Raw genomic sequence first — 25632 nt, 5'->3', positions numbered from 1 at the left:
GGGTTCGGGGCTTGGCGCGGAGCCCGCTGTTGCGAAGCCCCGCTCTCCAATCGCCAGTCCCCGCGGCTAGACCACCCGCGCCCGCAGCAGGTCGTGGATGTTGAGCGCGCCGACCACGCGGCGCTCGGCATCGACCACCATCAGCGCGCTGATCTTGTGTTGTTCCATCAATTGCGCCGCTTCCACCGCCAGCGCCTCCAGGCCGATCGACTTGGGCGTGCGCGTCATCACCTCGGCGATGCGGGTGGCGCGCAGGTCGATGGCGGCGTCGTCCAGGGTGCGGCGCAGGTCGCCGTCGGTGTACAGGCCCAGCAGACGGCCGTCGTCGTCGACCACCGCGGTGATGCCCAGGTGCTTGCGGCTCATCTCCAGCAGCGCTTCGCTGAGCGAGGCTTCCGCGCGCACCCGCGGGACCTCGTCGCCGGCGTGCATGACGTCGGTGATGCGCAGCAGCAGGCGGCGGCCGAGGGTGCCGGCCGGGTGCGAGCGGGCGAAGTCGTCGGCGGTGAAGCCGCGCGCCTCCAGCAGCGCCACCGCCAGCGCGTCGCCCAGCGCCAGCGCCGCGGTGGTGCTGGTGGTCGGGGCCAGGGCCAGCGGGCAGGCTTCGGCCGGGATGCTGACGTCCAGGTGGATGTCGGCGGCGGTGGCCAGGGTCGAGTCGGCGCGTCCGGTCATCGCCACCAGCTTGTTGCCCTGGCGCTTGAGCACCGGCAGCAGCATCAGCAACTCGTCGGTCTCGCCGGAGTTGGACAGCGCCAGCACCACGTCGGCGTCGGTGATCATGCCCAGGTCGCCGTGACCGGCCTCGCCGGGGTGCACGTAGAAGGCGGGGGTGCCGGTGGACGCCAGGGTCGCGGCGATCTTGCGGGCGACGTGCCCGGACTTGCCCATGCCGGTGCAGACCACGCGACCGCGCGTGGCCAGCAGCAGGCGGCAGGCCTGGCCGAAGGCGCCGTCGACGCGTGCGGCGATCGCCTCCAGGCCGCGGATTTCCACCGCGAGCACGCGCCGGCCGCTGGCGGCGAAGTCGAAATTGTCGGCAAGTGCGGGGACGGAGGCCATCGGTACGGCAGTCATTCCGCTAGACTGGAGCGCCTGATTTTACGCGACTGGCCCGATGAACGCCGAAACCATCCAGCGACTGATCCAGCAGGGCCTGCCCGACGCCCGGGTGCAGGTGGAGGGCCCCGACGGCGTGCATTTCGAAGCCACCGTGGTCTGCGCGGCGTTCCGCGGCAAGCTGCCGCTCGCCCGCCATCGCCTGGTCTACGCCACCCTGGGTGAGCGCATGGGCGGGGAGATCCACGCGCTGGCGCTGAAGACGCTGACGCCCGAGGAAGCCGGCGCGTAAGCGGGCCCGGCCCCCGATCCCACTTTCCTCTTTCCATCGTGGCGGGCCGAAGCCCGCCGTACAGGCCATCGCATGCAGAAGATCGTCGTCCAGGGGGGCCGGCCGCTGCGCGGCGAGGTCCGCATTTCCGGCGCCAAGAACGCGGTGCTGCCGATCCTGTGCGCGGGCCTGCTGGCCGACGCGCCGGTGCTGATCCGCAACGTCCCCGACCTGCACGACGTCAAGACCACGCTGCGGCTGCTGGCCGAGCTGGGCGCCGGCATCGCCGCCGACGGCGAGGCCGGCATCCGCATCGACCCACGCAGCGTGCGCAGCCACGTCGCCCCGTACGAGCTGGTCAAGACCATGCGCGCCTCGGTGCTGGTGCTGGGGCCGCTGCTGGCGCGCCACGGCGCCGCGGAGGTCTCGCTGCCCGGCGGCTGCGCGATCGGTTCGCGCCCGGTCGACCAGCACATCAAGGGCATGCAGGCGCTGGGGGCGGAAGTCAGTGTCGAGCACGGTTTCATCAAGGCCGCGGCCAAGCGCCTGACCGGCGCGCGCGTGGTGTTCGACATGGTCAGCGTCGGCGCCACCGAGAACGTGCTGATGGCCGCCACCCTCGCCGAGGGCCGCACGGTGCTGGAAAACGCGGCGATGGAGCCGGAGATCGTCGACCTGGCGCAATGCCTTACCGCGCTGGGCGCGAAGATCGAGGGCGCCGGCAGCGGCCGGATCGTGGTCGAGGGCGTGGAGCGTCTGCACGGCGGCGAGCACACGGTGGTCGCCGACCGCATCGAGACCGGCACCTTCCTGGTCGCCGCGGCGATGACCGGCGGTCGCATCACCGCCACCCGTGCGCGCCCGGGCACGCTGGATGCGGTGCTGGGCAAGCTGCGCGAAGCCGGGGCGCAGATCGACTGCGACGGCGACCGCATCACCTTGGACATGGACGGCCGCCGGCCGCGCGCGGTCAACCTCACCACCGCGCCGCATCCGGCGTTCCCCACCGACATGCAGGCGCAGTTCATGGCCCTGGACTGCATCGCCGACGGCGTCGGGGTGATCAACGAAACGATCTTCGAGAACCGCTTCATGCACGTGCAGGAACTGCTGCGGCTGGGCGCGGACATCCGGGTCGAGGGCCACACCGCGATCGTGCGCGGCGTCGAAACGCTCGGCGGCGCGCCGGTGATGGCGACCGACCTGCGCGCCTCGGCCTCGCTGGTGCTGGCGGGGCTGGTGGCGCGCGGCGAAACCACCATCGACCGCATCTACCACCTGGACCGCGGCTACGAGAACATCGAGGCCAAGCTCTCGGGGCTGGGCGCCCGGATCCGGCGGGTCGACTGAGCGCCACCGGGCTCCGGCAAGCGCGCATCGCTCAGGGCAACGCCCGCATCCGTAGGTCGACGGTATCACCGCCCAGCTCGTGCTGAAGCAGGCGCACCGGTAGCGGCACGCCTGGCGCCACCCACGCGACGTATTGTTTGCCGGCCTCGCTGGCGAACAGCTTGACTGTGTCCACCCGGCGGCCGCCAACCACCAGCGTCTCGTTGCGTAGCCGGCGATAGGCGAGGATGCGTGCACGGCCGTTCTCGAGCATGCGATAACTCGGAGTGCGGTGGGCAGCGACGTCGGCAGCCAGCGCCACGTTCAGCACCAGCGGATCGACGTCGCCGGCGAGCAGCGGTACCGGCCCGCGCCTGTGCGGCTTGACGTCACCGCTCCAGCTCGCGCGCCGGTGGCGCCAGTCGAAGCGGGCGACGACGCCCTTGTTGGACACTACTGTGGACACGTGCCGGCTGCTGCCCAGCGGGCGCGGCCGGGCAGCGGCGAAATCGAAGACCGTGGCCTGGTCGATGCTACCCAACAGGTTGCCGACGCGCAGGGACACCAGCCAGCGCCCGCCGGTCTGCGGCCGCACGCTCATGCTGCCGCTGGCGGGGCGGCCGTTGTAACTGAGGTCGTAGCGGGCCTGGGCGGGCTTGAGCGCGAGCGCCGGCACAGCCGGGAGCGCGAAGGCCAGCGCCAGCACCGCTGCCGCGGTGCACCGGGTGGAAACGTGAATGCGGGTCATGTCGGGTCCTTTCGGGTGGGCTCAATGCAGCGACCTGAGCCTGAGGTCCATTTCGTCGTCGCCATTGTGCCGGCGCAGGATGCGCATCGGTACCGGCACGCCCTCGGCGATCCACAGCACCGTCTCGCGTGAGCCGTCCGGCATCGACACGCGGGTGGCCGCGTGCGACTTGCCGTCGACGTCGATGGTGTCCTTGCCGACCACTCGGAACGTCATCTGCTTGGCGCGGCCGTCGTCGACCATGCGGTAGCTGTGACTGGCCTCGCCAGCCTGCACATCGCGCACGATCGCGAGGTTGACCAGCATCGCATCGAGATCGCCGGCGCGCAGCGCGACCGGGCCGGCGCGATCGGGCTTGACGTTGCCGCTCCAGCGCGCCTCGCGCCGATCCCAGTCGTAGGTCGCGTGCTTGCTGCTCTTCTTGATCAGCAGCAGCGAGGAGTCGCTGTTGGACAGGGGTTTCCAGTGCCCGCCGTCGGCCTGGAACACGGTGTTCTGGCTGAGCCGGGCGACGGCGCCGTCGATCTCCAGGCTGTATTTCCAGCGATCGCCGCCGACCGCGACCAGAGTCATCGTGCCAGTGCCGCGCAGGCCCATGTAGCTGGCCTGGTAGGTGGCGGTGAACGGCTTGAGCGCCGCGGGCCGGGCCGCGGACGCGGACAGTGCGACGGCCAGCAGCAGGGCCGCCATCGTCGCCGGCAGCCATCCGGGTTTGTGCGGGCAGGGAGCGACCAGGGTCATTGCAGGGTTTCCTTGTATTCGACCAGGCGCAGGTCGGTGCCGTCGTCGCCGTCCTCGCGTTGCAGGATGCGGATCGGCGTCGGCACGCCGCGGGCGACCCAGACCACGGTCTGGTCGTTGCCGTCCTGGCGACTGACCCGCATCGCGTCGTAGGACAGGCCGTCGACCTCGATGCCTTCGGTCTGCGCCGCGACGACGTAGGTGTGCTCGCGCGCGCGGCCGCCTTCGACGAAGCGGTAGTGCAGGGTGCGGCCGGGCGCGGCGTCGCGGATCACCGCCAGGTCGATCAGCAGGCCGCTGAGGTCGCCCTCGCGCAACGGCACCGGCGCGCGTCGCGATTTCTTCAGGTCGCCGTCCCAGCGCGCGCTGCCGGCGACCCAGTCGTAGACCCCGGTGCTGCGCTTGCTGGACAGGAACACGCGCCGTAGCGTGCTCTGGCTGAGCGGCCGGTAGTGGTGGCCGTCGCTGTCGAACAGGGTGCTCTGCTGCACGTTGAGCCCGGTCAGGCGCATCAGGCCGCTGCCGGCCATGCCCAGGTCGATGCGCCAGCGGCGGTCGTCCAGCCGCAGCAACCGCAAGCTGGCATCGCCCAGCCGGCGACCGTCGCTGAACACCTGGTAGGTGGCCACGAACGGCGCCAGCGCCGGTGCCGGGGCAGGGTCGGGCGCGGGCAGCGCGGCGGCGTCGCGCGCTGATGCCGCGGAGGACTGCGTTGCAGTCGGCGGCGCTGCAGTGGGCGGTGCCGACTGCGCCAACACCACGCCGGACAGCAGCCCGCACGCCAACAGCAGGAATCGCGGAAGGGTCATGGCCCGGATCGAGGCTCGCTGTGGTCCAAATGCCCCGTGGAATCTAATTGCAGCGGAGTAAACAGCGGATGACCGTCGAGCAGGACGGTTGCGCCGTGTTCAGCGATGCGCCCGGCGGCCGCCAGTCGCACCACCGCGACCAGCAGCGGATGCTCGACCTGCAGCACGCGTGCGGCCAGCGTGTCGGCTTCGTCGTCGGCGAGCACCGGAACCCGCGCCTGCGCGATCACCGCGCCGGCATCGAGCTCCGGCACCACGAAATGCACGCTGACGCCGTGCTCGCGCTCGCCCGCCGCCAGCGCGCGTGCATGCGTGTGCAAGCCACGGTATTTGGGCAGCAGCGAGGGATGGATGTTGAGTACGCGGCCGCGGAAGCGGGCGACGAAGTCGTCGCCGAGGATGCGCAGGTAACCGGCGCAGACGATCCAGTCCGGCTGCGCTGCGGCCACCGCGACGGCGAGCGCGGCATCGAACTCCGCCCGCGTCGGGAAGGCCCTGGCGTCGCGGCTCCAGCGCAGCGGCGCCGGCACGCGTTGCAGCGCCGGCGCCGCCGGACGATCGCTGAAGACGCCGACGACCTGCGCGGCGAGATGGCCGGCAGCGATCGCGTCGAGCAGCGCCTGCAGGTTGCTGCCGCGGCCGGAGACCAGCACTGCGAGGCGGGGCAGGGGCGATGGAATCGGGGGCGTCGATGCGTCCGGTTGCGCCCGCGGGCCGCGACTTCCGGCGTCGATGTCCCTGCCCCCCATTGCCTCCGCCTCAGGCGATGCGCACGCGGGCAGCGCCCGTCGTTGCCACCACCTCGCCGATGGCGCGATGCGCAAGCCCGAGGCGCTGGAGCTCCGTGGCGACCGCGGCGACGGCCTCGGCCGCGATCACCAGCACGAAGCCGATGCCGCAGTTGAAGGTGCGCCACATCTCCTCGCGCGGCACCGCACCCTCGCGCTGCAGCCAGTCGAATACCGGCGGCAGCACGATGGCCGAGGCCTCGATGTCCAGCCCCAGGCCGTCGGGGATCACGCGGATGATGTTTTCGGTCAGGCCGCCACCGGTGATGTGCGCCATGGCGTGGATCGCCGCACCCTGGTCGCCGCGCAGCAGTTCCAGCACCGGCTTGACGTACAGCGCGGTCGGCGCCATCAGCGCGTCGACCAGCCGCACGCCGCCGAGGTCGAGCTCGGCCGGCCGGCCGGCGCGGTCGTAGATCCGGCGGATCAGCGAATAGCCGTTGGAATGCGGGCCGCTGGAGGCGATGCCCAGCAGCACGTCGCCGGCGCGCACCTTGCGGCCGTCGAGCAGGTCGGACTTCTCCACCGCGCCGACGGTGAAGCCGGCCAGGTCGTACTCGCCCGGCGGATACATGTCCGGCATCTCGGCGGTCTCGCCGCCGATCAGCGCGCAGCCGGCGAGCTCGCAGCCGCGGGCGATGCCGCCGACCACCGCCACCGTGGTGTCGACATCGAGCTTGCCGGTGGCGAAGTAGTCGAGGAAGAACAGCGGCTCGGCGCCCTGCACCAGCACGTCGTTGACGCACATGCCGACCAGGTCGATGCCGATGGTGTCGTGGCGGCCCAGTTGCTGCGCCAGCTTGAGCTTGGTGCCGACGCCGTCGGTGCCCGACACCAGCACAGGCTCGCGGTACTTGCCGGACAGGTCGAACAGCGCGCCGAAGCCGCCGAGTCCGCCCATCACCTCCGGGCGGTAGCTGCGCCGGACCAGGGGCTTGATGCGTTCGACCACGGCGTTGCCCGCGTCGATGTCGACCCCGGCGTCGCGGTAGGTCAGGGGCGTGGGAGCGGGGGGCTTGGGCGTGTTCACACGGATTCCGGCGGCGCGCGAAACCGCGATTTTAGCAGCGCCGCCCCGGCTGCGGCCCGGCGCCGACGCGGCGATGGACGCGCCGGCGCGGGTGCGGCACCATTTCCGTCGGTAGCCAGGCGGGGAGGAGCGATGCGGCGGACGATCCGGATGGCGTGGCGGGCAGGGTGGCTGCTGGTGCTGCTCGCCGGCGGCATCGGCGTGGCCAGCGCGCAACGCGTGGAAGGCGACCGCGCCGCCGCGCGCGGCGTCTACCAGGCCGAGGTCAGCGTCCGCAGCCAGGCCGAAAGCGAGCGCCACGCCGGGTTCGCCCGCGCGCTGGCGCAGGTGCTGGGCAAGCTGTCCGGGGACCGCGGCGCGGCCGCGCGCCCGGGCGTGGACGACGAGATGCGCCGCGCCGGCGACTACGTCGACGGCTACGACTACCGCCAGGACGAGGGCGTGTCGGCGGTCACCGGCGCCCCGACCTACGACACCACCCTGATCGTGCGCTTCGACCGCGACAAGGTCGACGACATCGCCGCCGCGCTCGGCCTGCCGGTGTGGCCGCAGCCGCGGCCCAAGCCGGTGCTGTGGCTGGCGATCGACGACGGCAGCGGCCCGCGCCTGGTGGGCCTGCCCAAGGCCGAGGCGGCGCGCTCGGTTCTGGACCGGGCGCTGGAGCGCGGCTACCGCCTCGGCCTGCCCGCGGGCAGCGCCGCCGAGCAGGCCGCGGTCGGCGCGATCTGGCGCGGCGACACCGGTGCCATCGCCCGCATCTCCGCGCGCTACAGCCCGCCGCTGCAGCTGATCGGCAAGCTGCGCCGCGGCAACGGCGGCTGGGTCGCCGACTGGATCTTCGTCGATCACGGCAAGGTGCTGGCGCGTTGGTCCGACAGCGACCGCAGCGCGCGCCGGGCGATGGCTGCCGGCGCCGACGGCGCCGCCGATGCGCTGGCGCGCCGTTACGCCAAGGTCGCGCCGATCGGGCCGCCCGGCCGCTACCTGGTGCGCTTCACCGGCCTGGACAGCAGCCAGGACTACCTGCGCCTGTCGGCCTGGCTGCAGGACCTGTCGGTGGTGCGCGGGATCACGCCGGTGCGGGCGACGCCGGAGGCGCTGGACCTGGAACTGGAACTGACCACCGGCGTTGCCGGCCTGCGCCGCCTGCTCGACGACGAGCTGCTGGAAGCCGACGGCGCGGACGAGCCGCCGCGCTTCCGGCTGCGCTGAGGCCGCCATGGACGGTCGCGACGAGTACGCGCTGGCGACCTTCCTGCAGCGCCTGCAATGGGGCCTGCTGGCGCTGGCCGTGGGCTGGGGCGTGTGGCTGCTGGCGCCGGTGCTGACGCCGTTCGTGCTGGCCGCGCTGCTGGGCTGGCTCGGCGATCCGCTGGTGGACCGGCTCGAGCGCGCCGGGCGTGCGCGCAATACCGCGGTGATCGTCGTGTTCACGGTGATGGCGGCGATCGTGCTGCTGGGCCTGCTGCTGCTGCTGCCGTTGCTGCAGCGGCAGATCGTCACCCTGGTGGCGTCGTTGCCGAATTATCGCGACTGGTTCATCGGCACCGCGCTGCCGTGGGTCGAGGTGCGCACCGGGCTGCAGCTGGTCGGCTGGCTGGATCCGGCACGGCTGATCGAACTGGTGCGCACGCACTGGCAGCAGGCCGGCGGCGCCGCGGCGACGGTTTTCGGCTACCTCTCGCGCTCGGGCTTCGCGCTGCTGGGTTGGGTGGCCAACGTGGTGCTGCTGCCGGTGCTGACGTTCTTCTTCCTGCGCGACTGGGACCTGTTCGTGGGCCGGGCCGCGGCGCTGGTGCCGCGCGACCACGCAAGCACGGTGGCGCGGCTGGCGCGCGAATCCAGCGAGGTGCTCGGCGGCTTCCTGCGCGGGCAGCTGCTGGTGATGCTGATCCTGGGCGTGCTCTACGGCCTCGGGCTGTGGGCGGTGGGGCTGGACCTGGGGATCCTGATCGGCATCATCGCCGGGCTGCTGACCTTCGTGCCCTATCTCGGGCCGGCGACGGTGGTGGTGCTCGGCAGCATCGCCGCGCTGGTGCAGTTCGGCGATTGGCAGCACCTGGTCGGGGTGGCCGCGGTGTTCGGCATCGGCCAGGCGATCGAGAGCTACTGGCTGACCCCCAAGCTGGTCGGCGACCGCATCGGCCTGCATCCGGTGGCGGTGATCTTCGCGGTGCTGGCCGGCGGCACCCTGTTCGGTTTCCTCGGCATGCTGCTGGCGCTGCCGGTGGCGGCGATCGCCAACGTGCTGCTGCGCTATGCGCACGAGCGCTATACCCAGAGCCGGCTGTATGCCGGCGGGCACCCGGCGATCCTGCTCGACGACTACGTCGCGCCCGACGACAGCGCCGCGAGCCGGGACGACGCGTGAGCGCGCCCGGCCCCGACGCGGCGCGGCAGCTGCCGCTCGCGCTGCGTTACCCCCCCGACCAGCGCCTGCAGACGTTCGTTGCCGCGCCCGCCGGCGCGCTGGCGCAGCTGCGCACGCTGGCGCAGGCGCCCGGCGCCGACGGGCTGTTCCTGTGCGGGCCGGCGGGCGTCGGCAAGACCCATCTGGCGCTGGCCGCCTGCGCGGCCGCGGAGGCCGCCGGTCGCCGCGCCGCCTACCTGCCGCTGCAGGCCGCCGCCGGGCGCCTGCCGCTCGCGCTGGATGCGCTCGAGGGCAGCGACGTGATCGCGCTCGACGGCCTGGATGCCATCGCCGGCAGCCGCGACGACGAGATTGCGTTGTTCGGCTTCCACAACCGCGCGCGCGCGGCCGGCCGCGCGCTGCTGTACACCGCGCGGGTGGCGCCCGATGCCTTGCCGCTGGCCTTGCCGGACCTGCGCTCGCGGCTGGCGCAGTGCGCCCGGATCGCGCTGGCGCCGCTGGACGATGCCGGCCGCCGCACGGTGTTGCGCGAGCGCGCACAGCGGCGCGGGCTGGTGCTGGAGGAGGCGGCGCTGGAATGGCTGCTGCGGCGGGTCGGACGCGACCTGGCCGGGCTCACCGGCCTGCTCGACCGGCTCGACCGGGCCTCGCTGGCGGCGCAACGGCGGGTCACCGTGCCGTTCCTGCGGCGGATCCTGGCGCCCGGCCACTGAGCGGCCGCGGGCACCGCCGCTCAGGAGCTTTCCGCGGCCAGTCCGGCATCCAGCTGCGCCAGCCGCTGCGGCGTGCCGACATCGGTCCAGCGGCCGCGATGGTGTTCGCCGGTCGCCGCTCCGCGCGCGATCGCCGCGCGCAGCAACGGCGCGAGCTTGAAGCGTGGTGGTGTGGCTTCCACGCCGGGGGCCGCGCCGATCGTCGCGCGCCAGTCGGCGAACAGCGACGGCCGGTAGACGCCGATGCCGGCGAAAGTCAGCGCCGCCGCGCCGCTGGCGGCCAGGCCACCGTCCGCGCGCAGGACGAAGTCGCCGTGCGGATGCTGCGGCGGGTTGTCGACCAGCACCAGGTGCGCGGCGCCGGCGGGGGCGCGCGGCAGCCGCGCGAAGTCGTAGTCGCACCAGATGTCGCCGTTGATCGCCAGGAACGGCGTGTCGTCGGCGCCGGCCAGCAGCGGCAGCGCGTGGTGCATGCCGCCGCCGGTTTCCAGCGGCGTGGCGCCTTCGTAGGCGTAGTGCAGGCGCAGGCCCCAGTGCGCGCCGTCGCCGAGCGCGCGCGAGAACTGCTCGGCCAGCCAGCTGGTGTTGACCACCACGTCGCGCACGCCGAGCGCGGCGAGCTTTTCCAGGTGCCAGGCGATCAGCGGCTTGCCGCCGGCGCGCAGCAGCGGCTTGGGCGTGGTCTCGGTCAGCGGGCGCATGCGCTCGCCGAGGCCGGCGGCGAAGATCAGCGCCTTCATCCGGGCCCGGTCCCGGCCGCGCGCGCCGGCGCCGGCACCCGGCGCGCGATCAGCGCGGCCAATGGCGCCAGCTCCGGGTAGCGCGGCAGCACCGCGTCGAGGTAGGCGAAGAAGCGCGGCACGTCGGCGAGGTATTTGGGCTTGCCGTCGCGATGCTGCAGGCGCGCGAAGATGCCGATCACCTTCAGGTGCCGCTGCACCCCGATCCAGTCGGCGTCGCGGCGGAACCGCGCCAGCGGCGGCACCGGCAGGCCGGCGGCCACGGCGCGCGCGTGATAGCGGCCGAGCCAGCCGTCCACGCGCGCCTGCGGCCAGCTCAGGAAGGCGTCCTTGAACAGGCTCAGCGGATCGTAGGCGATTGGGCCGCGCACCGCGTCCTGGAAATCCAGCACCGCCAAGCCGCCGTCCACCGGCATCAGGTTGCGCGGCATGAAGTCGCGGTGCACCAGCACCTGCGGCTGCGCCAGCGCGGCGTCGATCAGGCGCCGGTAGACCAGATCCAGCGTCTCCAGTTCGCCGCAGTCCAGGGTCACGCCGAGATGGCGGCCGAGGAACCATTGGTCGAACAGCCGCAGCTCGCGCGCCAGCAGCGCCTCGTCGTAGGCCGGCAGGTCCGGCGGCGGCGCGATCGCCTGCAGCTTCAGCAACTGCGTAAGGGCGGCGTCGAACAGGGCGTCGGCATTGGAGTCGTCGATCGCCTGCAGGCAGGTGTCCGCGCCCAGGTCCTCCAGCAGCAGGAAACCGCGCTCGACCTCGCGCGCCAGCACCTGCGGTACGCGCACGCCGCCGGCCGCGAGCAGGTCGCGGATGCGCAGCCACGGCCGCACATCCTCCTTGTCCGGCGGCGAATCCATCACGATCCGGCTGGGCGCCGCGCCGAGCGTGCGCCAGTAGCTGCGGAAACCGGCGTCCGTCGACGCGCGCACCAGCGTCGCGGCCGGGGCCGCGAGCGCGTCGCGGGCCCAGGCCAGGCGCTCCAGGGCGCGCGCGGAAGGATCGTCGGCGGGGCGGTTCATGCGTTCTCCGGGCGGGGCGCGGTGCCGCACAGGGTAAACTGCCGCTTCGATTACAGGGAGATGATCGTGGCGACACTGCAACCCGTGCTGCTGTGCGGCGGTTCCGGTACCCGCTTGTGGCCGTTGTCGCGCGAGGCCTATCCCAAGCAGTTCCTGCCGCTGGCGGGCGAGGACAGCCTGCTGCAGGCGACCTGGCGCCGGGTCGCGCCGCTGGCCGACGCCGCGCCGATCGTGGTCGCCGGCGAGGAGCACCGTTTCCTCGCCGCCGAGCAGCTGCGGCTGACCGGCGCGCCGGCCGCGGCGATCGTGCTGGAACCGGTCGGCCGCAACACCGCGCCGGCGATCGCCGCAGCGGCGCTGCAGGCGACCGCGGCGGGCGCGGACCCGTTGCTGCTGGTGCTGCCGTCCGACCATGTCGTCGCCGACGCCGAGGCGTTCCGCGCCGCGGTGCGCGCGGCCTGCGCGGCGGCGGCGGACGGCGCGCTGGTGACCTTCGGCATCGTGCCGGACGCGCCGGAAACCGGCTTCGGTTACATCCAGGCCGCCCCCGGCGAGGGCGTGCGCAAGGTGCTGCGCTTCGTCGAGAAACCCGATGCCGACACCGCCCGGGCCTACCTGGACGCGGGCGGTTACTACTGGAACAGCGGCATGTTCCTGTTCCGCGCCTCGCGCTACCTGGCCGAGCTCGAGCGGCTGCGCCCGGACATCCTTGCGGCCACCCGCGCCGCGTTCGCGGCGGCCCGCCGCGACGGCGACTTCATCCGCCTGGACCGCGACGCCTTCGTCGCCTGCCCCGCGCAGTCGATCGACTACGCGGTGATGGAGCGCACCGATGCGGCGATGGTGCTGCCGGTGGAGGTCGGCTGGAACGACGTCGGCTCGTGGTCGGCGCTGTGGGACGTGGCCGAGCGCGACGCGGCAGGCAATGCCTGCCGCGGCGACGTGATCGCGGTCGACAGCCGCGACAGCTACGCCTATGCGCGGCGGCTGGTGGCGCTGGTCGGGGTCGAGGGCATCGTCGTGGTCGAGACCGACGATGCGGTGCTGGTGGCGCGCAAGGACAAGGTGCAGCAGGTCAAGGAGGTGGTCGCGCAGCTCAAGGCCGACCAGCGCAGCCAGGCGGCGCTGCACCGCGAGGTGCACCGGCCCTGGGGCAGCTACGACTCGGTCGACCAGGGCGAGCGCTTCCAGGTCAAGCGGATCAAGGTCAAGCCGGGCGCGGCGCTGTCGCTGCAGTCGCACACGCGCCGCGCCGAACACTGGATCGTGGTCAGCGGCACCGCGCGGGTGACCCGCGACCACGACGTGTTCGAGCTGCACGCCAACCAGTCGACCTACATCCCGATCGGCGCGAAGCACCGGCTGGAGAACCCCGGCAGCGAGGTGCTGGAACTGATCGAGGTGCAGTCGGGCGACTATCTCGGCGAGGACGACATCGTCCGCTACGAGGACGTGTACGGCCGCGCCTGAACGCAAGCGCCCCGCTTTCGCGGGGCGCCGGGCCTGCGGGCGGAAGCGTCGCGTCAGGTCGTGGCCACGGGCTTCTTGCGGCGCAGCAGTTCGTAGAGGAACAGCAGCACGATCGCGCAGCCGACCGCGAGCGCCCAGACCTGCCAGGTCGCACCCACCCCGAACATGCCCGCGAGGTAGTTGCCGGCGAGCGCGCCGGCGATGCCCAGCACGATGGTCATGATCCAGCCCAGCGGATCCGCGCCGGGCTTGAACAGCCGGGCCAGGATGCCGATCACCGCGCCACCGACGATGTAGCCAAGGATGCCTTCGAACATGCTTGTGCTCCCCTAGGGTGAGATGGGTGTTGCCCGCCGCATCCTAGGGGGTCAGGGCGGCGGAGCCTTGCGGCGGCGCAGCATGCGGGCCAGCATGCCGCCCGGCAGCGCCAGCACGCAGCTGCCGGCCAGCGCCGCGAGGAAGCGCGCGCCCGGGCCGGGCAGGGCGATGCCGAAGACGCCGGCCGCGGATACACCCAGCACGGCGCCCGCGACCCCGAGCAGGGCGCTCGACCAGAAGCCGACGTGGCGCTGCCGGCTGCTGGCCAGTCGCACCAGCAAGCCGGCGAACACGCCGGTCGCCACGAGGGCGATCCAGCCATCGCCGAGGCGTTCGAACAGGCGCAGGAACTGGACGATCTGGACCGGGCCGTGCTCCATGCGCCGCTCCGGGGTTCAGCAGCAGCCGTGGGTGCCGCGTTCCTGGACGCTGGCGGCCACCGCCGCGCCGGTGGTCTCGCCACGCACGCTGGCGGCGTGGTGCTCGGCGAGCACCCGCGCCACCGAGGCGGTGACCTTCTTGCCCATCGGGATGTGCAGGAATTCGTTGGGCCCGTGCGCATTGGAATGCGGGCCAAGCACGCCGGTGATCATGAACTGCGCGCCGGGGAACTTCTCGCCGAGCATGCCCATGAACGGGATCGAGCCGCCCTCGCCCATGTACATCGCCGGCTTGCCGAAGAATTCCCGGCTGGCGGTGTCGATCGCCCGCTCCAGCCACGGCGCCATCGCCGGCGCGTTCCAGCCGGTGGAGGCCTTCTCCAGGTCCAGCGTCACCTGCGCGCCGTTCGGCGGATCGCGCAGCAGGGCGTCCTTGAGCAGGTCGCCGGCGCGCTTGCCGTCCAGGGTCGGCGGCAGGCGCAGCGACAGCTTGACCGCGGTCTGCGGACGCAGCACGTTGCCGGCCGAGGCCAGCGGCGGGATGCCGTCCATGCCGGTGATCGACAGCGCCGGGCGCCAGGTGCGGTTGAGCACCAGCTCGGTCAGGTCGGCGTGCATGGGCTGCATGCCCGGCAGCAACGGGAACTTGTCGTAGACCTCGGTGCCGAGCACTTCGGCGACCTTGGCCGCCTGGAGCGCGCGGTCGGCGGGGATCTCGGCGTGCAGGCCGTCGAGCAGGATCCGGCCGCTGTCCTCGTCCTCGATCCGCGACAGCAACTGCCGCAGCAGGCGGAAGCTCGAGGGCACGATGCCCGACGCGTCGCCCGAGTGCACGCCTTCGGACAGCACCTTGACGGTGAGATTGCCGCCGGCCAGGCCGCGCAGCGAGGTCGTGCACCACAGCTGCTCGTAGTTGCCGCAGCCCGAATCCAGGCATACCACCAGCGAGGGCTTGCCGATCCGCTCGGCGAGGTGGTCGACGTAGGCCGGCAGGTCGTAGCTGCCCGATTCCTCGCAGGCCTCGATCAGCACCACGCAACGCGCATGCGGTGCGCCCTGCGCCTGCAGTGCCTGGATCGCCGCCAGCGAGCCGAAGATCGCATAGCCGTCGTCGGCGCCGCCGCGGCCGTACAGGCGCTCGCCGCGCAGCACCGGCGTCCACGGCCCCAGGCCTTCGTCCCAGCCGGTCATCTCCGGCTGCTTGTCCAGGTGCCCGTAAAGCAGCACGCAGTCCTCGCCGGTGTCCGCGCCGGTGGCCGGGATCTCCAGGTAGATCAGCGGCGTGCGCCCTTCCAGCCGCACCACCTCCACCGTCATCCCGGGGATCGCCTGGGCCCGGGCCCAGGTCTCCATCAATCCGGCGGCAGCGTCCATGTAGCCGTGCCCGACCCAGTCCGCGTCGAACATCGGCGACTTGTTGGGGATGCGGATGTATTCGACGAGTTGGGGAACGATGTCCGCGTCCCATTTGTCGGCGACGAAGCGTTCGATCTTGCTGGCATCCATGGCGGGCCTTGCGTGCGTGGAGTCGCCGAATTCTACGCTGCGGCGGCGTGTAGGACTTTTCCTACGCCGGGATGCGGCATTTCCCGGCTTCGCCGCGGCGGATGCGGCGATAGGGTGGCGGCATCGGGATGCGGACACTGTTTCCACCGGCAGCCAAGACCAGCCGGCCCGGAAACGGAAGCCCACATCACCCAAGGAGATCCGCCATGAACACCTTCGCCGCTACCCTCAAGTCGCTCGCCCTGACCCTGCTGCTGGCCACCAGCGCGCTGTCCGCCTCCGCGTTCGCCGCCGACCGGGTCAACATCAACACCGCCGACGCCGCCACCATCGACCGGGTGCTGCTCAACGTCGGCCCGTCCAAGGCGCAGGCCATCGTCGCCTACCGCAAGGCCCACGGCAGCTTCCGCAGCGTCGAGCAGCTGGCACTGGTCAAGGGCATCGGCCTGAAGACGGTCGAGAAGAACCGCGACCGCATCGTGCTCGGCACCGTCGCCCCGGCGCGCAAGCCGGCCGCGCCCGCCGCGCGCAAGGTCGCCACGCGCTGACCGCTACGCCGGACGCGCACGGAGGCGCGCCGCGGCCGCAGGAGCAGGACGCTCCAGCCAGGACCGGCAGGATGCCGCCACAGGGACGTATGCCGCCCGCCCCGCGCAGGAAGCGCGAGGCGGGCGGCTCTGTTGCGGCCGGGCGGGCCCGCCCGGCGGGGTGGCCAATGTCGCCGCCGCGCCTCGTTACACTGGCGGCATGGAGCGCGCGATCCGGATCATCCCCGCCAACGAGTACCGGCGCCAGCGCTGGCGCAACGGGGCCGGCTGGACCCGGGAGATCCATGCGCAGCCGGCGCCGGCGCCCGCCGACGGCTGGGACTGGCGCCTGTCGATCGCCGAGATCGAGCAGGACGCACCGTTCTCCGTCTTTCCCGGGATCGAGCGCGAACTGCTGCTGCTGGCCGGCAACGGCCTGCGCCTGCGCTTCGACGACGGCGAGATCCGCGAGCTGTTGCCGCCGCACGACCGCCTGCATTTTGCCGGCGAGCGCGCGTTGCGCGGCGAACTGCTCGACGGCCCGACCCAGGACTTCAACCTCATGTGGCGCCGCGACGCGTTCGACGCCCGGCTCTGGCACCGGCCGCTGGTGGGGACGATGGTGCTGTTCGCCGGACCCGGCGAAACCTGGGCCGTGCACCAGTTGGCCGGGCATGCACGCTTCGCCGACGACTCCGGGCTGGGCGACCTGCAGCAGGGCGATACCGCCTTGCTCGCCGCCACTGCCGCACGCCGGCGTTGCGTGCTCGACGGCAGCGGCGCGGTGCTGCTGGTGCGCCTCGCCCCGCGCGAGCGCCGCTAGGCGACCCCGGGCAGCGGCCGCAACCGCACGTCCGCCGGGCCCCGCACGGCGCTGGCGCCCTGCGGCCGGGCGTCGTTGCCGCAGCGGGGCTCCATCACCGGACCGGGGATCCGGGGGCGCTCGCAGCCAGGTACCTGAGCGCCGACCTGCAAGGGCACGGACAGCCCCGGCCCACCGCTGCGGCGGTGGGGTGGGCAGGCGTCGCGGCCGCTGCCTCAGAACCGGTAGTTCACCCCGATCCACGCGCTGCGCGGCGCGCCCGGGCTGATGTTGTTGTTGCTGTGGGCGCTGGCGAAATAGCGCCGGTCGGTCAGGTTCTCGATGTTGAGCTGCAGTTGCAGCGCCGGGGCGAGGGTCCAGTACACGGCCGCGTCGAAGCGGGTGAAGGCCGGCAGCTCGACCGCGTTGTCCACGTTGGCGAAGATCGCGCCGCGGTGGACGATGCCCAGGCCGACGCCGAAGGCCGGGGTGAAGTCGTAGCGGTTCCACAGCGAGGCCGAATGCCGCGGCAGCTGCGCCAGGCGATTGCCGGCCAGCGCGGTGGCCGACTGGGTGCTGGTGATCTCGCCGGTCTGGTACGCGTAACCGCCCATCAGTTGCCAGGCCGGGGTGATGCGCCCGGCGATGCCCAGCTCCACGCCCTTGGCGACCTGGCCGTCGACCAGCAGCGAGCGGGTCGGGTCGGCGGGGTCGGCGACCGCGACGTTGCCGCGGTCCAGCCGGTAGACCGCGAGGCTGGCCTGCAAGTCCGGGCGCAGGTCCCACTTGGCGCCGAGCTCACGGTTGCGGAAAGTTTCCGGGTCCAGCGCCGCGTTGCCGACGTTCAGCGAGGCCAACTGGTCGCCGGCGCGCGGCTGATAGGCGACCGAGTAGCTGGCGTACAGCGAGACGCGGTCCAGCGGCTTGTACACCAGCCCGGCGCGCGGCGAGAGCAGGCCGTCGTCGCTGCGGAAGGTCTCGCCGCTGCGGTGGTCGCGCAGGTCGACGCGGAAGTCGTCGTAGCGCAGGCCGGCGATCAGCTGCCACTGCGGCGACAGTTCGATCTGGTCCTGCAGGTACACCGCGGCGACCTCGGCCACGCCGTGGTTGTCGGCGTCGCTGGCCTTGCGGCGGAACTCCACCGGCAGCGGGCTGCGCGGATCCGACAGCGGCACGCTGATGCCGGTGACGGTGCTGCCCGGCGCGCCGAAGTAGCCGGTCATGCGCAGGTTGTCGGTGACCTGGCGGCCGAACTCGGCGCCGGCCAGCACGGTATGCCGCACGCCGCCGGTAGCGAGCTTCCACACCAGGTCGGTCTGGTTGAACAGGTTGCGGCGGGTGGTGGCGTTGTTGTAGGCCGCCAGGGCCACGCTGTCGGTGGCGGCGTCCACCGCGCCCGGGAACACGTTCTGGTAGAACTTGTCGTAGTCGGCCCAGCGCAGGTGGTTGCGCAGGCTCAGGCTGTCGCCGAAGTCGTGGTCCAGCACCGCGTCGAAGGCGTCCACGGTGGCCTGCACCGGGCTCAGTTCCGGGTTGCCGAAAAAGCGCGAGGGATCGACATCGAGCGGGCGCCCGCCCAGCGACGGCACGCCGCGGTCGGCCACCCGCGCATCGTGGAAATGCTCGTAGGACAGCTGCAGCCGGGTGTGCGCGCCCAGGTCGATGCCGAAGGTCGGGTTCAGGCCATGGCGCTCGAGCTCGTAGCCGTCGCGAAAGCTCCCGGAGTCCTCGTACACCGCGTTGATGCGGAAGCCGGCATCGGCGTTGCCGCTGCCCAGGCCAGTGCCGTAGTCGAGCGTGGCGCGGCGGCGGTCGCCGGAGCCGAACTGCAGGGTGCCGCTGCGGTGGCTCTGGCCGTCCGCCTGGCGGGTCACGCGGTTGATCACGCCGCCGCTGCCGCCGCGGCCGAAGATCATCGCGTTGGGGCCCTTCAGCGCCTCCACCCGCTCCAGGTTGTAGAGGTCGCGGATGTACTGCACGTCGTCGCGGATGCCGTCGACGAAGAAGTCGCCGGTCGAGCTGGTGCCGCGGAACACCGGCGTATCGCGATTGCCCTCGCCCTGCGCCACGCCGATGCCGGGCATGTAGCGCAGGGTGTCGGCGAGGCTGGTCATGGCCTGATCGGCGGCCAGCTTGTCGGTGACCACGGTCACCGCCTGCGGCACGTCGAGCAGGCGCGTGTCGGTGCGGGTGGCGGTGCGGGTCTTGCGCGCCGTGTAGTCCGGCAGATAGCGCTGGCCGACCACGGTGACACCGGCCAAGTCCTGGGGAGCGTCGTCGTCGACGGGGTCGCCGTCGGCGGCCAGGGCCGGCGCGCACAGGGCCAGGCCCAGGGCCAGGGTCAAAGGGGCACGACAACAGCGCGCGGCGCGCGCACGGGACAGGGACGGCATCGGTTCCTCGGCAAATGGGGCGGCCTGTGGGCCGCGTCATCCGCCATGGTAATGAGAACGATTCGCAGTCGCAATCGTTTCGGTGCCGGACTCAGTCGCGGTCGTCGCGGGTCCAGACGGCGTCGTCCTCGAGCTTGACCGGGAACCGGACCGCCGGGGTGTAGGCCGGCGGATTCAGCGGCCGGCCGTCGCGGACGTCGAACCTGGAGCCGTGCAGCACGCATTCGATGGTGCCGCTGCCGGCATCGAAGCAGCCGGCCGACAGCTCGAAGTCCTCGTGGCTGCAGCGGTCCTCCAGCGCGTAGTAGGCGCCGTCATAGTTGACCACCAGGATGGGGGTATCGCCGTCCCAGACCAGCTTGCTCTCGCCGGGCAGCATTTCGGAGGTGGCGCAGACGCGGATCCAGTCGGGCATGGCGGGCTGTCTCGGCAACGGCGGGTGGCAGCAGCGGCGCCGGGCGCGCAGGTGTTCGTCGCTGCGCAGGGCCGGCGGACGCGCCGCTACAGGGGTTTTTCCAGCACCTCGAAGCGCAGGTCGTCGCGCCTGGGGATGCCGAAGCGCGGATCGGTGGCGGGGAACGGCTTCTTGATGCCGGTGCGGCGGTAGCCGCGGCGCTGGTACCAGGCGATCAGTTCCTCGCGCAGGTCGATCACGGTCATGCGCATCGCCGGCAGCCGCCACTCCTCGCGCACGATGCGCTCGGCCTCGGCCAGCACCGCGCGGCCGAGGCCGCCGCGTTGCAGCTCCGGACGCACCGCGAACATGCCGAAATAGCCGGCGCCGTCGACCTCGGCGACATGCGCGCAGGCCAGCGGCAGGCCGTCGCGCTCGGCCAGCACGATCCGGCTGCGCGACCGCGCCAGGTCGGCGTACAGCACTTCCGGGACGATGCGGTTGCCGTCCAGCAGGTCGGCCTCGGTGGTCCAGCCGCGGCGGCTGGCGTCGCCACGGTAGGCGGCGGTGACCAGCTCCACCAGCGCCGGCACGTCGTCCGCGGTGGCGGCGCGGAACGCCGGGGCAGGGGAGGCGACGGGGGCACTCATGGCGACAGGGCCCGCAGGTTAGGCCAGAGCATCAGCGCCAACAGCAGCAACAACAGCGGCACGGCCAGCCACAGGATCGCCCGGATGGCCTTGCCGGCCCGGCCCTGGATCGCCTCGGTGCGGTCGTTGATGCGCTCGGCGCGGTCGAGTTGCGCCTGGTACAGCGCCATGTATTCGCGCTGAAGTTGCAGGCTCGCGCGCTGGTTGTCGCGGATCTCGCGCAACAGCGTGGCGGTCTCGTCGGGCATCGGATCCTCCGTCGGCACCGGCGGAGTCTAGCCGAGCAGGCGCCGCACCTTCAGCAGCGCCGCGATGAAGGCCTCGATCTCGGCGTGGGTGTTGTAGAAGGCGAGCGAGGCGCGGCAGGTCGCCGGCACGCCGTAGAACTGCATCAGCGGATGCGCGCAGTGGTGGCCGGAGCGCACAGCCACGCCTTCCAGATCGAGCAGCGTGGCCAGGTCGTGGGCGTGCGCGCCTTCGACCAGGAACGAGACCACGGCCGCCTTGTCGGGCGCGGTGCCGATGATGCGCAGGCCCGGGATCTTGCGCATTTCCTCGGTCAGGTGCGCCAGCAGCTCGGTTTCGCGCGCGGCGACGTTGGCCATGCCCAGCGCGCCCAGGTAATCGACCGCGACGCCGAGGCCGACCTGGCCGGCGATGTTGGGGGTGCCGGCCTCGAAACGGTGCGGCGGATCGTTGAAGGTGGTGCCCTCGAAGCGCACCTGCCGGATCATCTCGCCGCCGCCGAGGAACGGCGGCATCGCCGCCAGGTGCTCGCGCCGCGCCCACAGCGCGCCGGTGCCGGTCGGGCCGCACATCTTGTGCCCGGTGAGGGCGTAGAAGTCGCAGCCGATCGCGGCGATGTCCACCGCCATGTGCGGCAGCGCCTGCGAGCCGTCGACCACGGTGACCACGCCGCGCTTGCGCGCCAGCCGGCAGATCTCGCGCACCGGGTTGATGGTGCCGAGCACGTTGGAGACGTGGGCCACCCCGAGCAGCTTGACCTCCTGGGTCAGCGCGGCGTCCAGCGCGTCCAGGTCGAGCGCGCCGTCGGCGGTGATCTCCGCGACCTTGATCGTGGCGCCGGTGCGTTGCGCAACCAGCTGCCACGGCACGATGTTGGCGTGGTGCTCCATGCGCGTGAGCACGATCGCGTCGCCGGGCCGCAGCTGCGGCAGCGCCCACGAATAGGCCACCAGGTTGATGGCGAAGGTGGTGCCGCTGGTGAACACGAGCTCGTCGCTGCGCACGTTGAGATGGCGCGCCAGCTTGCCGCGCGCGGCCTCGTAGGCGTCGGTCGCCTCGTTGCCCAGCGCGTGCACCGCGCGGCTGACGTTGGCGTTGTGGCGGCGGTAGAAATCGTCGGTCGCCGCGATCACCGGCTCCGGCTTCTGCCCGGTGTTGGCGGAGTCGAAATAGACCAGCGGCTTGCCGTGGACCTGGCGGTCGAGTAGCGGAAAGTCGGCGCGCACCCGCGCCCAGTCGATCGCGGCCGGGATCGGCGTGGCCGCGTTCATGCCGGCGCCAGCGCGGCCAGGGCGCGGTCCAGCGACGCGGTCAGCGTCTCGCGCAGGGTGGCTGGTTCCAGCACCGCCAGCACCTCGCGGCAGAAGGCCGCGGTCAGCAGACGCCGCGCCTCGGATTCGGGCAGGCCGCGCGAGCGCAGGTAGAACATCGCGGTGGGATCGAGCTGGCCGACGGTGGCGCCGTGCGCGGCCTTGACCTCGTCGGCGTAGATCTCCAGCACCGGCTGGGTGTCGATCTCGGCCTGGTCGGACAACAGCAGGTTCTTGTTGGACAGGTTGGCGTCGCTGCCGTCGGCGCCGGGGCGGATGACGATGCCGCCGTGGAACACCGCGCGGCCGCGGCCGGCGCCGAGGCCACGCCAGGTCAGGTCGCAGGCGGTGTCGCGGGCGATGTGCTCGATGTGCAGGCGGGTGTCGAGGTGGCGCTTGTCGCTGGCCAGCAGCACGCCGTTGCAGACCAGCATGGCGTTCTCGCCTTCCAGGCGCACGTTGAGCTCGTGGCGCGACAGCGCGGCGCCAAGCTCCAGGTCCAGGCGCTGGTATTGCGCCTCGCGCGCCAGCACCGCGTCGGTGCGCGCCATCAGCGTCGCGCGCGGCGCTTCGTCCTGCAGCCGCAGGTGCTGCAGCTGCGCGCCGGCGGCCAGATGCACGTGGGTCAGGGTGTTGCCGAGATGGGCGTGGGCGCCGGCGGCGAGGTGGTGCTCGACGACGGTCGCCTCGGCGCCGCGGCGCAGTTCGATGAAATGGCGCGCATGCCAGGCGAGGTCGGCGTCCGCGGCCGCGCCCACGAACACCAGCTGCAGCGGCGCGGGCAGGCGCACGTGCTCGGCCACGCGCAGCACCGCGCCGTCGACGGCGAAGGCGGCGTTGAGCCGGGCGAAGACCTCGTCGGCGCGTTCGAAGCGGCGCTGCAGGAAATTGCCGGCGCGCGGGTCCGGGTCGGCCAGGACCTGCGCCAGCGGGCGCAGCGTGGCGCCGGCCGGCAGCCCGGACAGGTCGGACAGCTCCGGGTCGAAGCGGCCGTTGACCAGCACCATCCGCGGCGCCGGGATGGCGGCCAGCAGCGCCGGGTCGACCGCGGCGTGCGGCTGCGGCAACGCACTGAAGCTGCGGCGCTCCAGCGCGCGCAGCGGCGTGTACTTCCAGGCCTCGCTGCGCGTCGGCGGCAGGCCGTCGCGCAGCGCCGCATCCAGCGCCAGGCGGCGTCCGGCGTCGCCGTCGAAACCGGCGGCCAGCGAGTCGAGCAGCGCGCCCATCAGGCGGCCTCCGGCGCGACCCGGTCCTTGAGCCAGGCGTAACCGTGGGCTTCCAGTTCCAGCGCCAGCTCCGGCCCGCCGCTCTCGACGATGCGGCCGTCGGCCAGCACGTGCACCACGTCGGGCTTGATGTAGTCCAGCAGGCGCTGGTAGTGGGTAATCACCAGGAACGCGCGCTCGGGCGAGCGCAGCGCATTGACGCCGTCGGCGACGCTCTTGAGCGCGTCGATGTCCAGGCCCGAGTCGGTCTCGTCCAGGATCGCCAGTGCCGGCTCCAGCACCGCCAGCTGGAAGATCTCGTTGCGCTTCTTCTCGCCGCCGGAAAAGCCCTCGTTGACCCCGCGCTGCAGCAGGCGATCGTCCAGGTGCAGGATCGCCAGCTTCTCGCGCACCTTCTTCAGGAACTGCATCGAGTCCAGCTCCGGCTCGCCGCGCGCCTTGCGCTGGGCGTTGAGCGCGCTGCGCAGGAAGTAGGTGTTGTTCACGCCCGGGATCTCGACCGGGTACTGGAAGGCGAGGAACACCCCGGCCGCCGCGCGCGCCTCCGGCGCCAGCTGCAGCAGGTCGCGGCCCTGGAACTCGACGCTGCCGGCGGTCACCTCGTAGCCGTCGCGCCCGGCCAGGATGTTGCCCAGGGTGGACTTGCCGGCGCCGTTGGGGCCCATGATCGCGTGCACTTGCCCGGGCTGCACCTGCAGCGACAGGCCCTTGAGGATGTCGCGGCCGTTGATGCGGGCGTGGAGGTTGTCGATCTTCAGCATGGGATTGGGATTGGGATTCGGAGTGGGGAAATGGGAAGCGGGGAAGGGGGACCGGGTCAGCCGACCGCGCCTTCCAGGCTGACGTCCAGCAGTTTCTTGGCTTCGACCGCGAACTCCATCGGCAGCTCGCGGAACACCTGCTTGCAGAAGCCGTCGACGATCATCGACACCGCATCCTCCTCGCCGATGCCGCGGCTGCGGCAGTAGAACAGCTGGTCGTCGGAGATCTTGGAGGTGGTGGCTTCGTGTTCGACGGTGGCGCCGGGCTGCTTGACCTCGATGTAGGGGAAGGTGTGGGCGCCGCACTGCTTGCCGATCAGCAGCGAGTCGCACTGGGTGTGGTTGCGCGCGCCCTCGGCGCTGCGCTCGACCTTGACCAGGCCGCGGTAGATGTTCTGGCCGCGGCCGGCGCTGATGCCCTTGCTGACGATCTTCGACTTGGTGCGCTTGCCGATGTGGATCATCTTGGTGCCGGTGTCGGCCTGCTGGTAGTGGTGGGTCAGCGCGACCGAATGGAACTCGCCCACCGAATCGTCGCCGCGCAGCACGCAGCTGGGGTATTTCCAGGTGATCGCGCTGCCGGTCTCGACCTGGGTCCAGGTCACCTTGCTGCGCGCGCCGCGGCACTCGGCGCGCTTGGTGACGAAGTTGTAGATGCCGCCGACGCCGTTCTCGTCGCCGGGGTACCAGTTCTGCACCGTGCTGTATTTGATGTTGGCGTCGTCCAGCGCCACCAGCTCGACCACCGCCGCGTGCAGCTGGTTCTCGTCGCGCATCGGCGCGGTGCAGCCTTCCAGGTAGGAGACGTTGGAACCCTCTTCGGCGACGATCAGGGTGCGCTCGAACTGGCCGGTGTGGCCGGCGTTGATGCGGAAATAGGTCGACAGTTCCATCGGGCAGCGCACGCCCTTGGGAATGAACACGAAGCTGCCGTCGGAGAACACCGCCGAGTTGAGCGCGGCGAAGTAGTTGTCGCCCACCGGCACCACCGTGCCCAGGTACTGGCGCACCAGCTCCGGGTGTTTCTGGATGGCATCGCTCATCGAGGTGAAGATGATGCCCACCGCCGCCAGTTCCTTCTGGAACGTGGTGCCGACCGACACCGAGTCGAACACCGCGTCCACCGCTACCCCGGCCAGCTTGGCGCGCTCGTGCAGCGGCACGCCGAGCTTGTCGTAGGTGTCGATCAGCTCCTTGGGCACCTCGTCCAGCGACTTGTACTTGGGGCCCTTGGGCGCGGAGTAGTAGCTCAGCGCCTGCAGGTCGATCGGGCCGAGCCTGAGCTTGGCCCAGTCCGGCTGGCGCATGGTCAGGAAGTGGCGGTAGGCGTCCAGCCGCCACTGCGTCATCCACTCCGGCTCGTGCTTCTTGGCCGACAGCGCGCGGATGATCTCCTCCGACAGGCCCGGCGGCAGCGAATCGGTCTCGATGTCGGTGATGAAACCGGCGTCGTAGCGGCGGCCGAGTTGTTCGATGATCTGCGCGTTGCCGGGCGCGGCGGTATCCATGGGCGGGGTCCGGGCGGGAAGGGCTTGGGGCGTGGCGGTCGGTGGGGTCATGGGGTACTCGGCGCCGGCGCGGCGGCCTTGCGCAAGACGGGGGTCGGCAGCGGCTGCGCCAGCATGTGCGCCAGGGTCACGCCGCGCAGGGCCTCGGCGACGACGTCGTTGAGCCGGCGCCAGTTGGCGCGGACGCCGCAGGATTGCTCGATGCTGCAGGTGCCGGTGTGGATGCTGCACTCGGTCATGGCCAGCGGCCCTTCCATCGCCTCGACGATCTCGATCAGGCTGATAGCGGTCGCGTCGCGGGTCAGGCGGTAACCGCCGTTGACGCCGCGGAAGCCTTCGACCAGGCGCGCCTGGGCGAGCGGCTTGAGCACCTTGGCCACGGTGGGGATTTCCAGCCCGGCCTGTTCGGCCAGGTCCGCCGCGCTGAGCACGACGCCCGGCCGCGCGGCAAGCGCGGTCAGGACGACAGTGGCGTAGTCGGTGAGCTTGGTGACGCGCAGCATGGCAGGGGCCGGGGTGGGGGAAA

28 protein-coding genes are annotated in these 25632 nt (G+C 72.0%); 8 read left to right on the top strand and 20 right to left on the bottom strand.

What is annotated here, in order from left to right; translation table 11 throughout:
- Positions 1-66: 66 nt before the first annotated feature.
- Complete coding sequence (locus D0Y53_RS01000; RefSeq protein WP_117201249.1) at positions 67-1062, bottom strand: KpsF/GutQ family sugar-phosphate isomerase; 996 nt, start codon at positions 1060-1062, stop codon at positions 67-69.
- A gap of 55 nt (positions 1063-1117) precedes the next feature.
- On the opposite strand from D0Y53_RS01000, the gene D0Y53_RS00995 reads away from it, so the two are divergent.
- Together D0Y53_RS00995 and murA are read left to right on the top strand one after the other, a co-directional pair.
- Positions 1118-1351, top strand: coding sequence for a BolA family protein (locus tag D0Y53_RS00995; protein ID WP_117201248.1), 234 nt, complete (start codon positions 1118-1120; stop codon positions 1349-1351).
- A gap of 72 nt (positions 1352-1423) precedes the next feature.
- Entirely contained in the window at positions 1424-2680 is a 1257-nt protein-coding gene (gene murA / locus D0Y53_RS00990; RefSeq protein ID WP_117201247.1) for a UDP-N-acetylglucosamine 1-carboxyvinyltransferase, read from the top strand.
- 31 nt (positions 2681-2711) lie between these two features.
- Here murA and D0Y53_RS00985 read toward each other — a convergent pair whose 3' ends face one another.
- The 5 genes from D0Y53_RS00985 to purM all read right to left on the bottom strand — a co-directional run bounded on the left by D0Y53_RS00985 (position 2712) and on the right by purM (position 6775).
- On the bottom strand, positions 2712-3407 hold the full coding sequence (locus D0Y53_RS00985; protein ID WP_117201246.1) for a DUF3108 domain-containing protein: 696 nt from the start codon (positions 3405-3407) through the stop codon (positions 2712-2714).
- A 21-nt stretch (positions 3408-3428) separates the two neighbouring features.
- Positions 3429-4148 (bottom strand): DUF3108 domain-containing protein, encoded by a 720-nt coding sequence (locus D0Y53_RS00980; RefSeq protein ID WP_233511581.1) that lies wholly within the window; start codon positions 4146-4148, stop codon positions 3429-3431.
- Positions 4145-4957 (bottom strand): DUF3108 domain-containing protein, encoded by an 813-nt coding sequence (locus D0Y53_RS00975; RefSeq protein ID WP_117201245.1) that lies wholly within the window; start codon positions 4955-4957, stop codon positions 4145-4147. The genes D0Y53_RS00980 and D0Y53_RS00975 overlap by 4 nt, the downstream gene beginning before the upstream one ends.
- On the bottom strand, positions 4954-5637 hold the full coding sequence (purN, locus tag D0Y53_RS00970) for a phosphoribosylglycinamide formyltransferase (RefSeq protein ID WP_233511597.1): 684 nt from the start codon (positions 5635-5637) through the stop codon (positions 4954-4956). The genes D0Y53_RS00975 and purN overlap by 4 nt, the downstream gene beginning before the upstream one ends.
- A gap of 79 nt (positions 5638-5716) precedes the next feature.
- Positions 5717-6775, bottom strand: a complete 1059-nt coding sequence (purM, locus tag D0Y53_RS00965; RefSeq protein WP_117201243.1) for a phosphoribosylformylglycinamidine cyclo-ligase — start codon at positions 6773-6775, stop codon at positions 5717-5719.
- Between the two features lie 132 nt (positions 6776-6907).
- Here purM and D0Y53_RS00960 point away from each other — a divergent pair, with 132 nt between their 5' ends.
- Genes D0Y53_RS00960 through hda form a run of 3 tightly spaced genes read left to right on the top strand, consistent with a single transcriptional unit; the run spans position 6908 to position 9859 of the window.
- Positions 6908-7987, top strand: a complete 1080-nt coding sequence (locus D0Y53_RS00960) for a DUF2066 domain-containing protein (protein ID WP_117201242.1) — start codon at positions 6908-6910, stop codon at positions 7985-7987.
- A 7-nt stretch (positions 7988-7994) separates the two neighbouring features.
- Entirely contained in the window at positions 7995-9146 is a 1152-nt protein-coding gene (locus tag D0Y53_RS12990) for an AI-2E family transporter (protein WP_233511580.1), read from the top strand.
- Entirely contained in the window at positions 9143-9859 is a 717-nt protein-coding gene (gene hda, locus D0Y53_RS12985) for a DnaA regulatory inactivator Hda (RefSeq protein WP_233511579.1), read from the top strand. The genes D0Y53_RS12990 and hda overlap by 4 nt, the downstream gene beginning before the upstream one ends.
- 20 nt (positions 9860-9879) lie before the next feature.
- Here hda and murU read toward each other — a convergent pair whose 3' ends face one another.
- A complete protein-coding gene (gene murU, locus D0Y53_RS00950) occupies positions 9880-10599 on the bottom strand; it encodes an N-acetylmuramate alpha-1-phosphate uridylyltransferase MurU (RefSeq protein WP_117201241.1) in 720 nt (239 codons plus the stop codon).
- Positions 10596-11615 (bottom strand): aminoglycoside phosphotransferase family protein, encoded by a 1020-nt coding sequence (locus D0Y53_RS00945; protein WP_117201240.1) that lies wholly within the window; start codon positions 11613-11615, stop codon positions 10596-10598. Before D0Y53_RS00945 ends, murU begins: the two co-directional genes overlap by 4 nt.
- 66 nt (positions 11616-11681) lie before the next feature.
- Between D0Y53_RS00945 and D0Y53_RS00940 the strand changes: the two genes are divergently transcribed.
- Positions 11682-13085, top strand: a complete 1404-nt coding sequence (locus tag D0Y53_RS00940) for a mannose-1-phosphate guanylyltransferase/mannose-6-phosphate isomerase (RefSeq protein ID WP_325048054.1) — start codon at positions 11682-11684, stop codon at positions 13083-13085.
- Positions 13086-13138: 53 nt separating this feature from the next.
- Here D0Y53_RS00940 and D0Y53_RS00935 read toward each other — a convergent pair whose 3' ends face one another.
- The 3 genes from D0Y53_RS00935 to D0Y53_RS00925 are packed head-to-tail and all read right to left on the bottom strand — an operon-like array spanning position 13139 to position 15289.
- Positions 13139-13402, bottom strand: coding sequence for a GlsB/YeaQ/YmgE family stress response membrane protein (locus tag D0Y53_RS00935; RefSeq protein WP_117201238.1), 264 nt, complete (start codon positions 13400-13402; stop codon positions 13139-13141).
- Positions 13403-13453: 51 nt separating this feature from the next.
- The gene (locus tag D0Y53_RS00930; protein ID WP_117201237.1) at positions 13454-13783 is read right to left on the bottom strand and encodes a GlsB/YeaQ/YmgE family stress response membrane protein; all 330 of its coding nucleotides are present in this window, start codon (positions 13781-13783) and stop codon (positions 13454-13456) included.
- Between the two features lie 15 nt (positions 13784-13798).
- Complete coding sequence (locus D0Y53_RS00925; protein WP_117201236.1) at positions 13799-15289, bottom strand: M20 family metallopeptidase; 1491 nt, start codon at positions 15287-15289, stop codon at positions 13799-13801.
- Positions 15290-15495: 206 nt separating this feature from the next.
- Between D0Y53_RS00925 and D0Y53_RS00920 the strand changes: the two genes are divergently transcribed.
- Positions 15496-15837 (top strand): ComEA family DNA-binding protein, encoded by a 342-nt coding sequence (locus D0Y53_RS00920; RefSeq protein ID WP_117201235.1) that lies wholly within the window; start codon positions 15496-15498, stop codon positions 15835-15837.
- A 199-nt stretch (positions 15838-16036) separates the two neighbouring features.
- Positions 16037-16639 carry a HutD/Ves family protein gene (locus D0Y53_RS00915; RefSeq protein WP_117201234.1) on the top strand — a complete coding sequence of 201 codons (603 nt, stop codon included), beginning with the start codon at positions 16037-16039 and terminating at the stop codon, positions 16637-16639.
- A 215-nt stretch (positions 16640-16854) separates the two neighbouring features.
- On the opposite strand, the gene D0Y53_RS00910 is transcribed toward D0Y53_RS00915, so the two are convergent.
- From D0Y53_RS00910 to D0Y53_RS00870, 9 genes are all read right to left on the bottom strand, one after another.
- Entirely contained in the window at positions 16855-18963 is a 2109-nt protein-coding gene (locus D0Y53_RS00910; RefSeq protein WP_233511578.1) for a TonB-dependent receptor, read from the bottom strand.
- Positions 18964-19102: 139 nt separating this feature from the next.
- Positions 19103-19426: a non-heme iron oxygenase ferredoxin subunit gene (locus tag D0Y53_RS00905; protein WP_117201232.1), complete on the bottom strand. Its 324-nt coding sequence runs from the start codon at positions 19424-19426 to the stop codon at positions 19103-19105.
- A gap of 86 nt (positions 19427-19512) precedes the next feature.
- Complete coding sequence (locus tag D0Y53_RS00900; protein WP_117201231.1) at positions 19513-20055, bottom strand: GNAT family N-acetyltransferase; 543 nt, start codon at positions 20053-20055, stop codon at positions 19513-19515.
- Complete coding sequence (locus D0Y53_RS00895; protein ID WP_117201230.1) at positions 20052-20303, bottom strand: hypothetical protein; 252 nt, start codon at positions 20301-20303, stop codon at positions 20052-20054. The genes D0Y53_RS00900 and D0Y53_RS00895 overlap by 4 nt, the downstream gene beginning before the upstream one ends.
- A gap of 27 nt (positions 20304-20330) precedes the next feature.
- On the bottom strand, positions 20331-21572 hold the full coding sequence (locus D0Y53_RS00890; protein ID WP_117201229.1) for a cysteine desulfurase: 1242 nt from the start codon (positions 21570-21572) through the stop codon (positions 20331-20333).
- Positions 21569-22837: a Fe-S cluster assembly protein SufD gene (sufD, locus tag D0Y53_RS00885; protein ID WP_117201228.1), complete on the bottom strand. Its 1269-nt coding sequence runs from the start codon at positions 22835-22837 to the stop codon at positions 21569-21571. The genes D0Y53_RS00890 and sufD overlap by 4 nt, the downstream gene beginning before the upstream one ends.
- Positions 22837-23598 carry a Fe-S cluster assembly ATPase SufC gene (gene sufC, locus D0Y53_RS00880; RefSeq protein ID WP_117201227.1) on the bottom strand — a complete coding sequence of 254 codons (762 nt, stop codon included), beginning with the start codon at positions 23596-23598 and terminating at the stop codon, positions 22837-22839. Before sufC ends, sufD begins: the two co-directional genes overlap by 1 nt.
- 56 nt (positions 23599-23654) lie before the next feature.
- Positions 23655-25106, bottom strand: a complete 1452-nt coding sequence (gene sufB, locus D0Y53_RS00875; RefSeq protein WP_117201226.1) for a Fe-S cluster assembly protein SufB — start codon at positions 25104-25106, stop codon at positions 23655-23657.
- A gap of 47 nt (positions 25107-25153) precedes the next feature.
- Positions 25154-25609 carry an SUF system Fe-S cluster assembly regulator gene (locus D0Y53_RS00870; protein ID WP_117201225.1) on the bottom strand — a complete coding sequence of 152 codons (456 nt, stop codon included), beginning with the start codon at positions 25607-25609 and terminating at the stop codon, positions 25154-25156.
- Positions 25610-25632 lie beyond the last annotated feature (23 nt).

Source organism: Cognatiluteimonas weifangensis (assembly GCF_003416885.1).
In the GTDB taxonomy this organism is placed as follows: domain Bacteria; phylum Pseudomonadota; class Gammaproteobacteria; order Xanthomonadales; family Xanthomonadaceae; genus Cognatiluteimonas; species Cognatiluteimonas weifangensis.
Note: the sequence above shows the minus strand (reverse complement) of the source record. Positions and strands in the feature narration are given on the sequence as shown.

Coding starts and splice junctions, on each gene's coding strand:
- D0Y53_RS01000 (WP_117201249.1), bottom strand. CDS start 1,062: ATGGCCTCCGTCCCCGCACTTGCCGACAATTTCGACTTCGCCGCCAGC.
- D0Y53_RS00930 (WP_117201237.1), bottom strand. CDS start 13,783: ATGGAGCACGGCCCGGTCCAGATCGTCCAGTTCCTGCGCCTGTTCGAA.
- D0Y53_RS00895 (WP_117201230.1), bottom strand. CDS start 20,303: ATGCCCGACGAGACCGCCACGCTGTTGCGCGAGATCCGCGACAACCAG.
- D0Y53_RS00915 (WP_117201234.1), top strand. CDS start 16,037: ATGGAGCGCGCGATCCGGATCATCCCCGCCAACGAGTACCGGCGCCAG.
- D0Y53_RS00980 (WP_233511581.1), bottom strand. CDS start 4,148: ATGACCCTGGTCGCTCCCTGCCCGCACAAACCCGGATGGCTGCCGGCG.
- D0Y53_RS00870 (WP_117201225.1), bottom strand. CDS start 25,609: ATGCTGCGCGTCACCAAGCTCACCGACTACGCCACTGTCGTCCTGACC.
- D0Y53_RS00925 (WP_117201236.1), bottom strand. CDS start 15,289: ATGGATGCCAGCAAGATCGAACGCTTCGTCGCCGACAAATGGGACGCG.
- D0Y53_RS12990 (WP_233511580.1), top strand. CDS start 7,995: ATGGACGGTCGCGACGAGTACGCGCTGGCGACCTTCCTGCAGCGCCTG.
- D0Y53_RS00890 (WP_117201229.1), bottom strand. CDS start 21,572: ATGAACGCGGCCACGCCGATCCCGGCCGCGATCGACTGGGCGCGGGTG.
- D0Y53_RS00995 (WP_117201248.1), top strand. CDS start 1,118: ATGAACGCCGAAACCATCCAGCGACTGATCCAGCAGGGCCTGCCCGAC.
- murU (WP_117201241.1), bottom strand. CDS start 10,599: ATGAAGGCGCTGATCTTCGCCGCCGGCCTCGGCGAGCGCATGCGCCCG.
- D0Y53_RS00975 (WP_117201245.1), bottom strand. CDS start 4,957: ATGACCCTTCCGCGATTCCTGCTGTTGGCGTGCGGGCTGCTGTCCGGC.
- D0Y53_RS00905 (WP_117201232.1), bottom strand. CDS start 19,426: ATGCCCGACTGGATCCGCGTCTGCGCCACCTCCGAAATGCTGCCCGGC.
- D0Y53_RS00900 (WP_117201231.1), bottom strand. CDS start 20,055: ATGAGTGCCCCCGTCGCCTCCCCTGCCCCGGCGTTCCGCGCCGCCACC.
- D0Y53_RS00960 (WP_117201242.1), top strand. CDS start 6,908: ATGCGGCGGACGATCCGGATGGCGTGGCGGGCAGGGTGGCTGCTGGTG.
- sufC (WP_117201227.1), bottom strand. CDS start 23,598: ATGCTGAAGATCGACAACCTCCACGCCCGCATCAACGGCCGCGACATC.
- sufB (WP_117201226.1), bottom strand. CDS start 25,106: ATGGATACCGCCGCGCCCGGCAACGCGCAGATCATCGAACAACTCGGC.
- murA (WP_117201247.1), top strand. CDS start 1,424: ATGCAGAAGATCGTCGTCCAGGGGGGCCGGCCGCTGCGCGGCGAGGTC.
- D0Y53_RS00920 (WP_117201235.1), top strand. CDS start 15,496: ATGAACACCTTCGCCGCTACCCTCAAGTCGCTCGCCCTGACCCTGCTG.
- D0Y53_RS00945 (WP_117201240.1), bottom strand. CDS start 11,615: ATGAACCGCCCCGCCGACGATCCTTCCGCGCGCGCCCTGGAGCGCCTG.
- D0Y53_RS00985 (WP_117201246.1), bottom strand. CDS start 3,407: ATGACCCGCATTCACGTTTCCACCCGGTGCACCGCGGCAGCGGTGCTG.
- sufD (WP_117201228.1), bottom strand. CDS start 22,837: ATGGGCGCGCTGCTCGACTCGCTGGCCGCCGGTTTCGACGGCGACGCC.
- D0Y53_RS00935 (WP_117201238.1), bottom strand. CDS start 13,402: ATGTTCGAAGGCATCCTTGGCTACATCGTCGGTGGCGCGGTGATCGGC.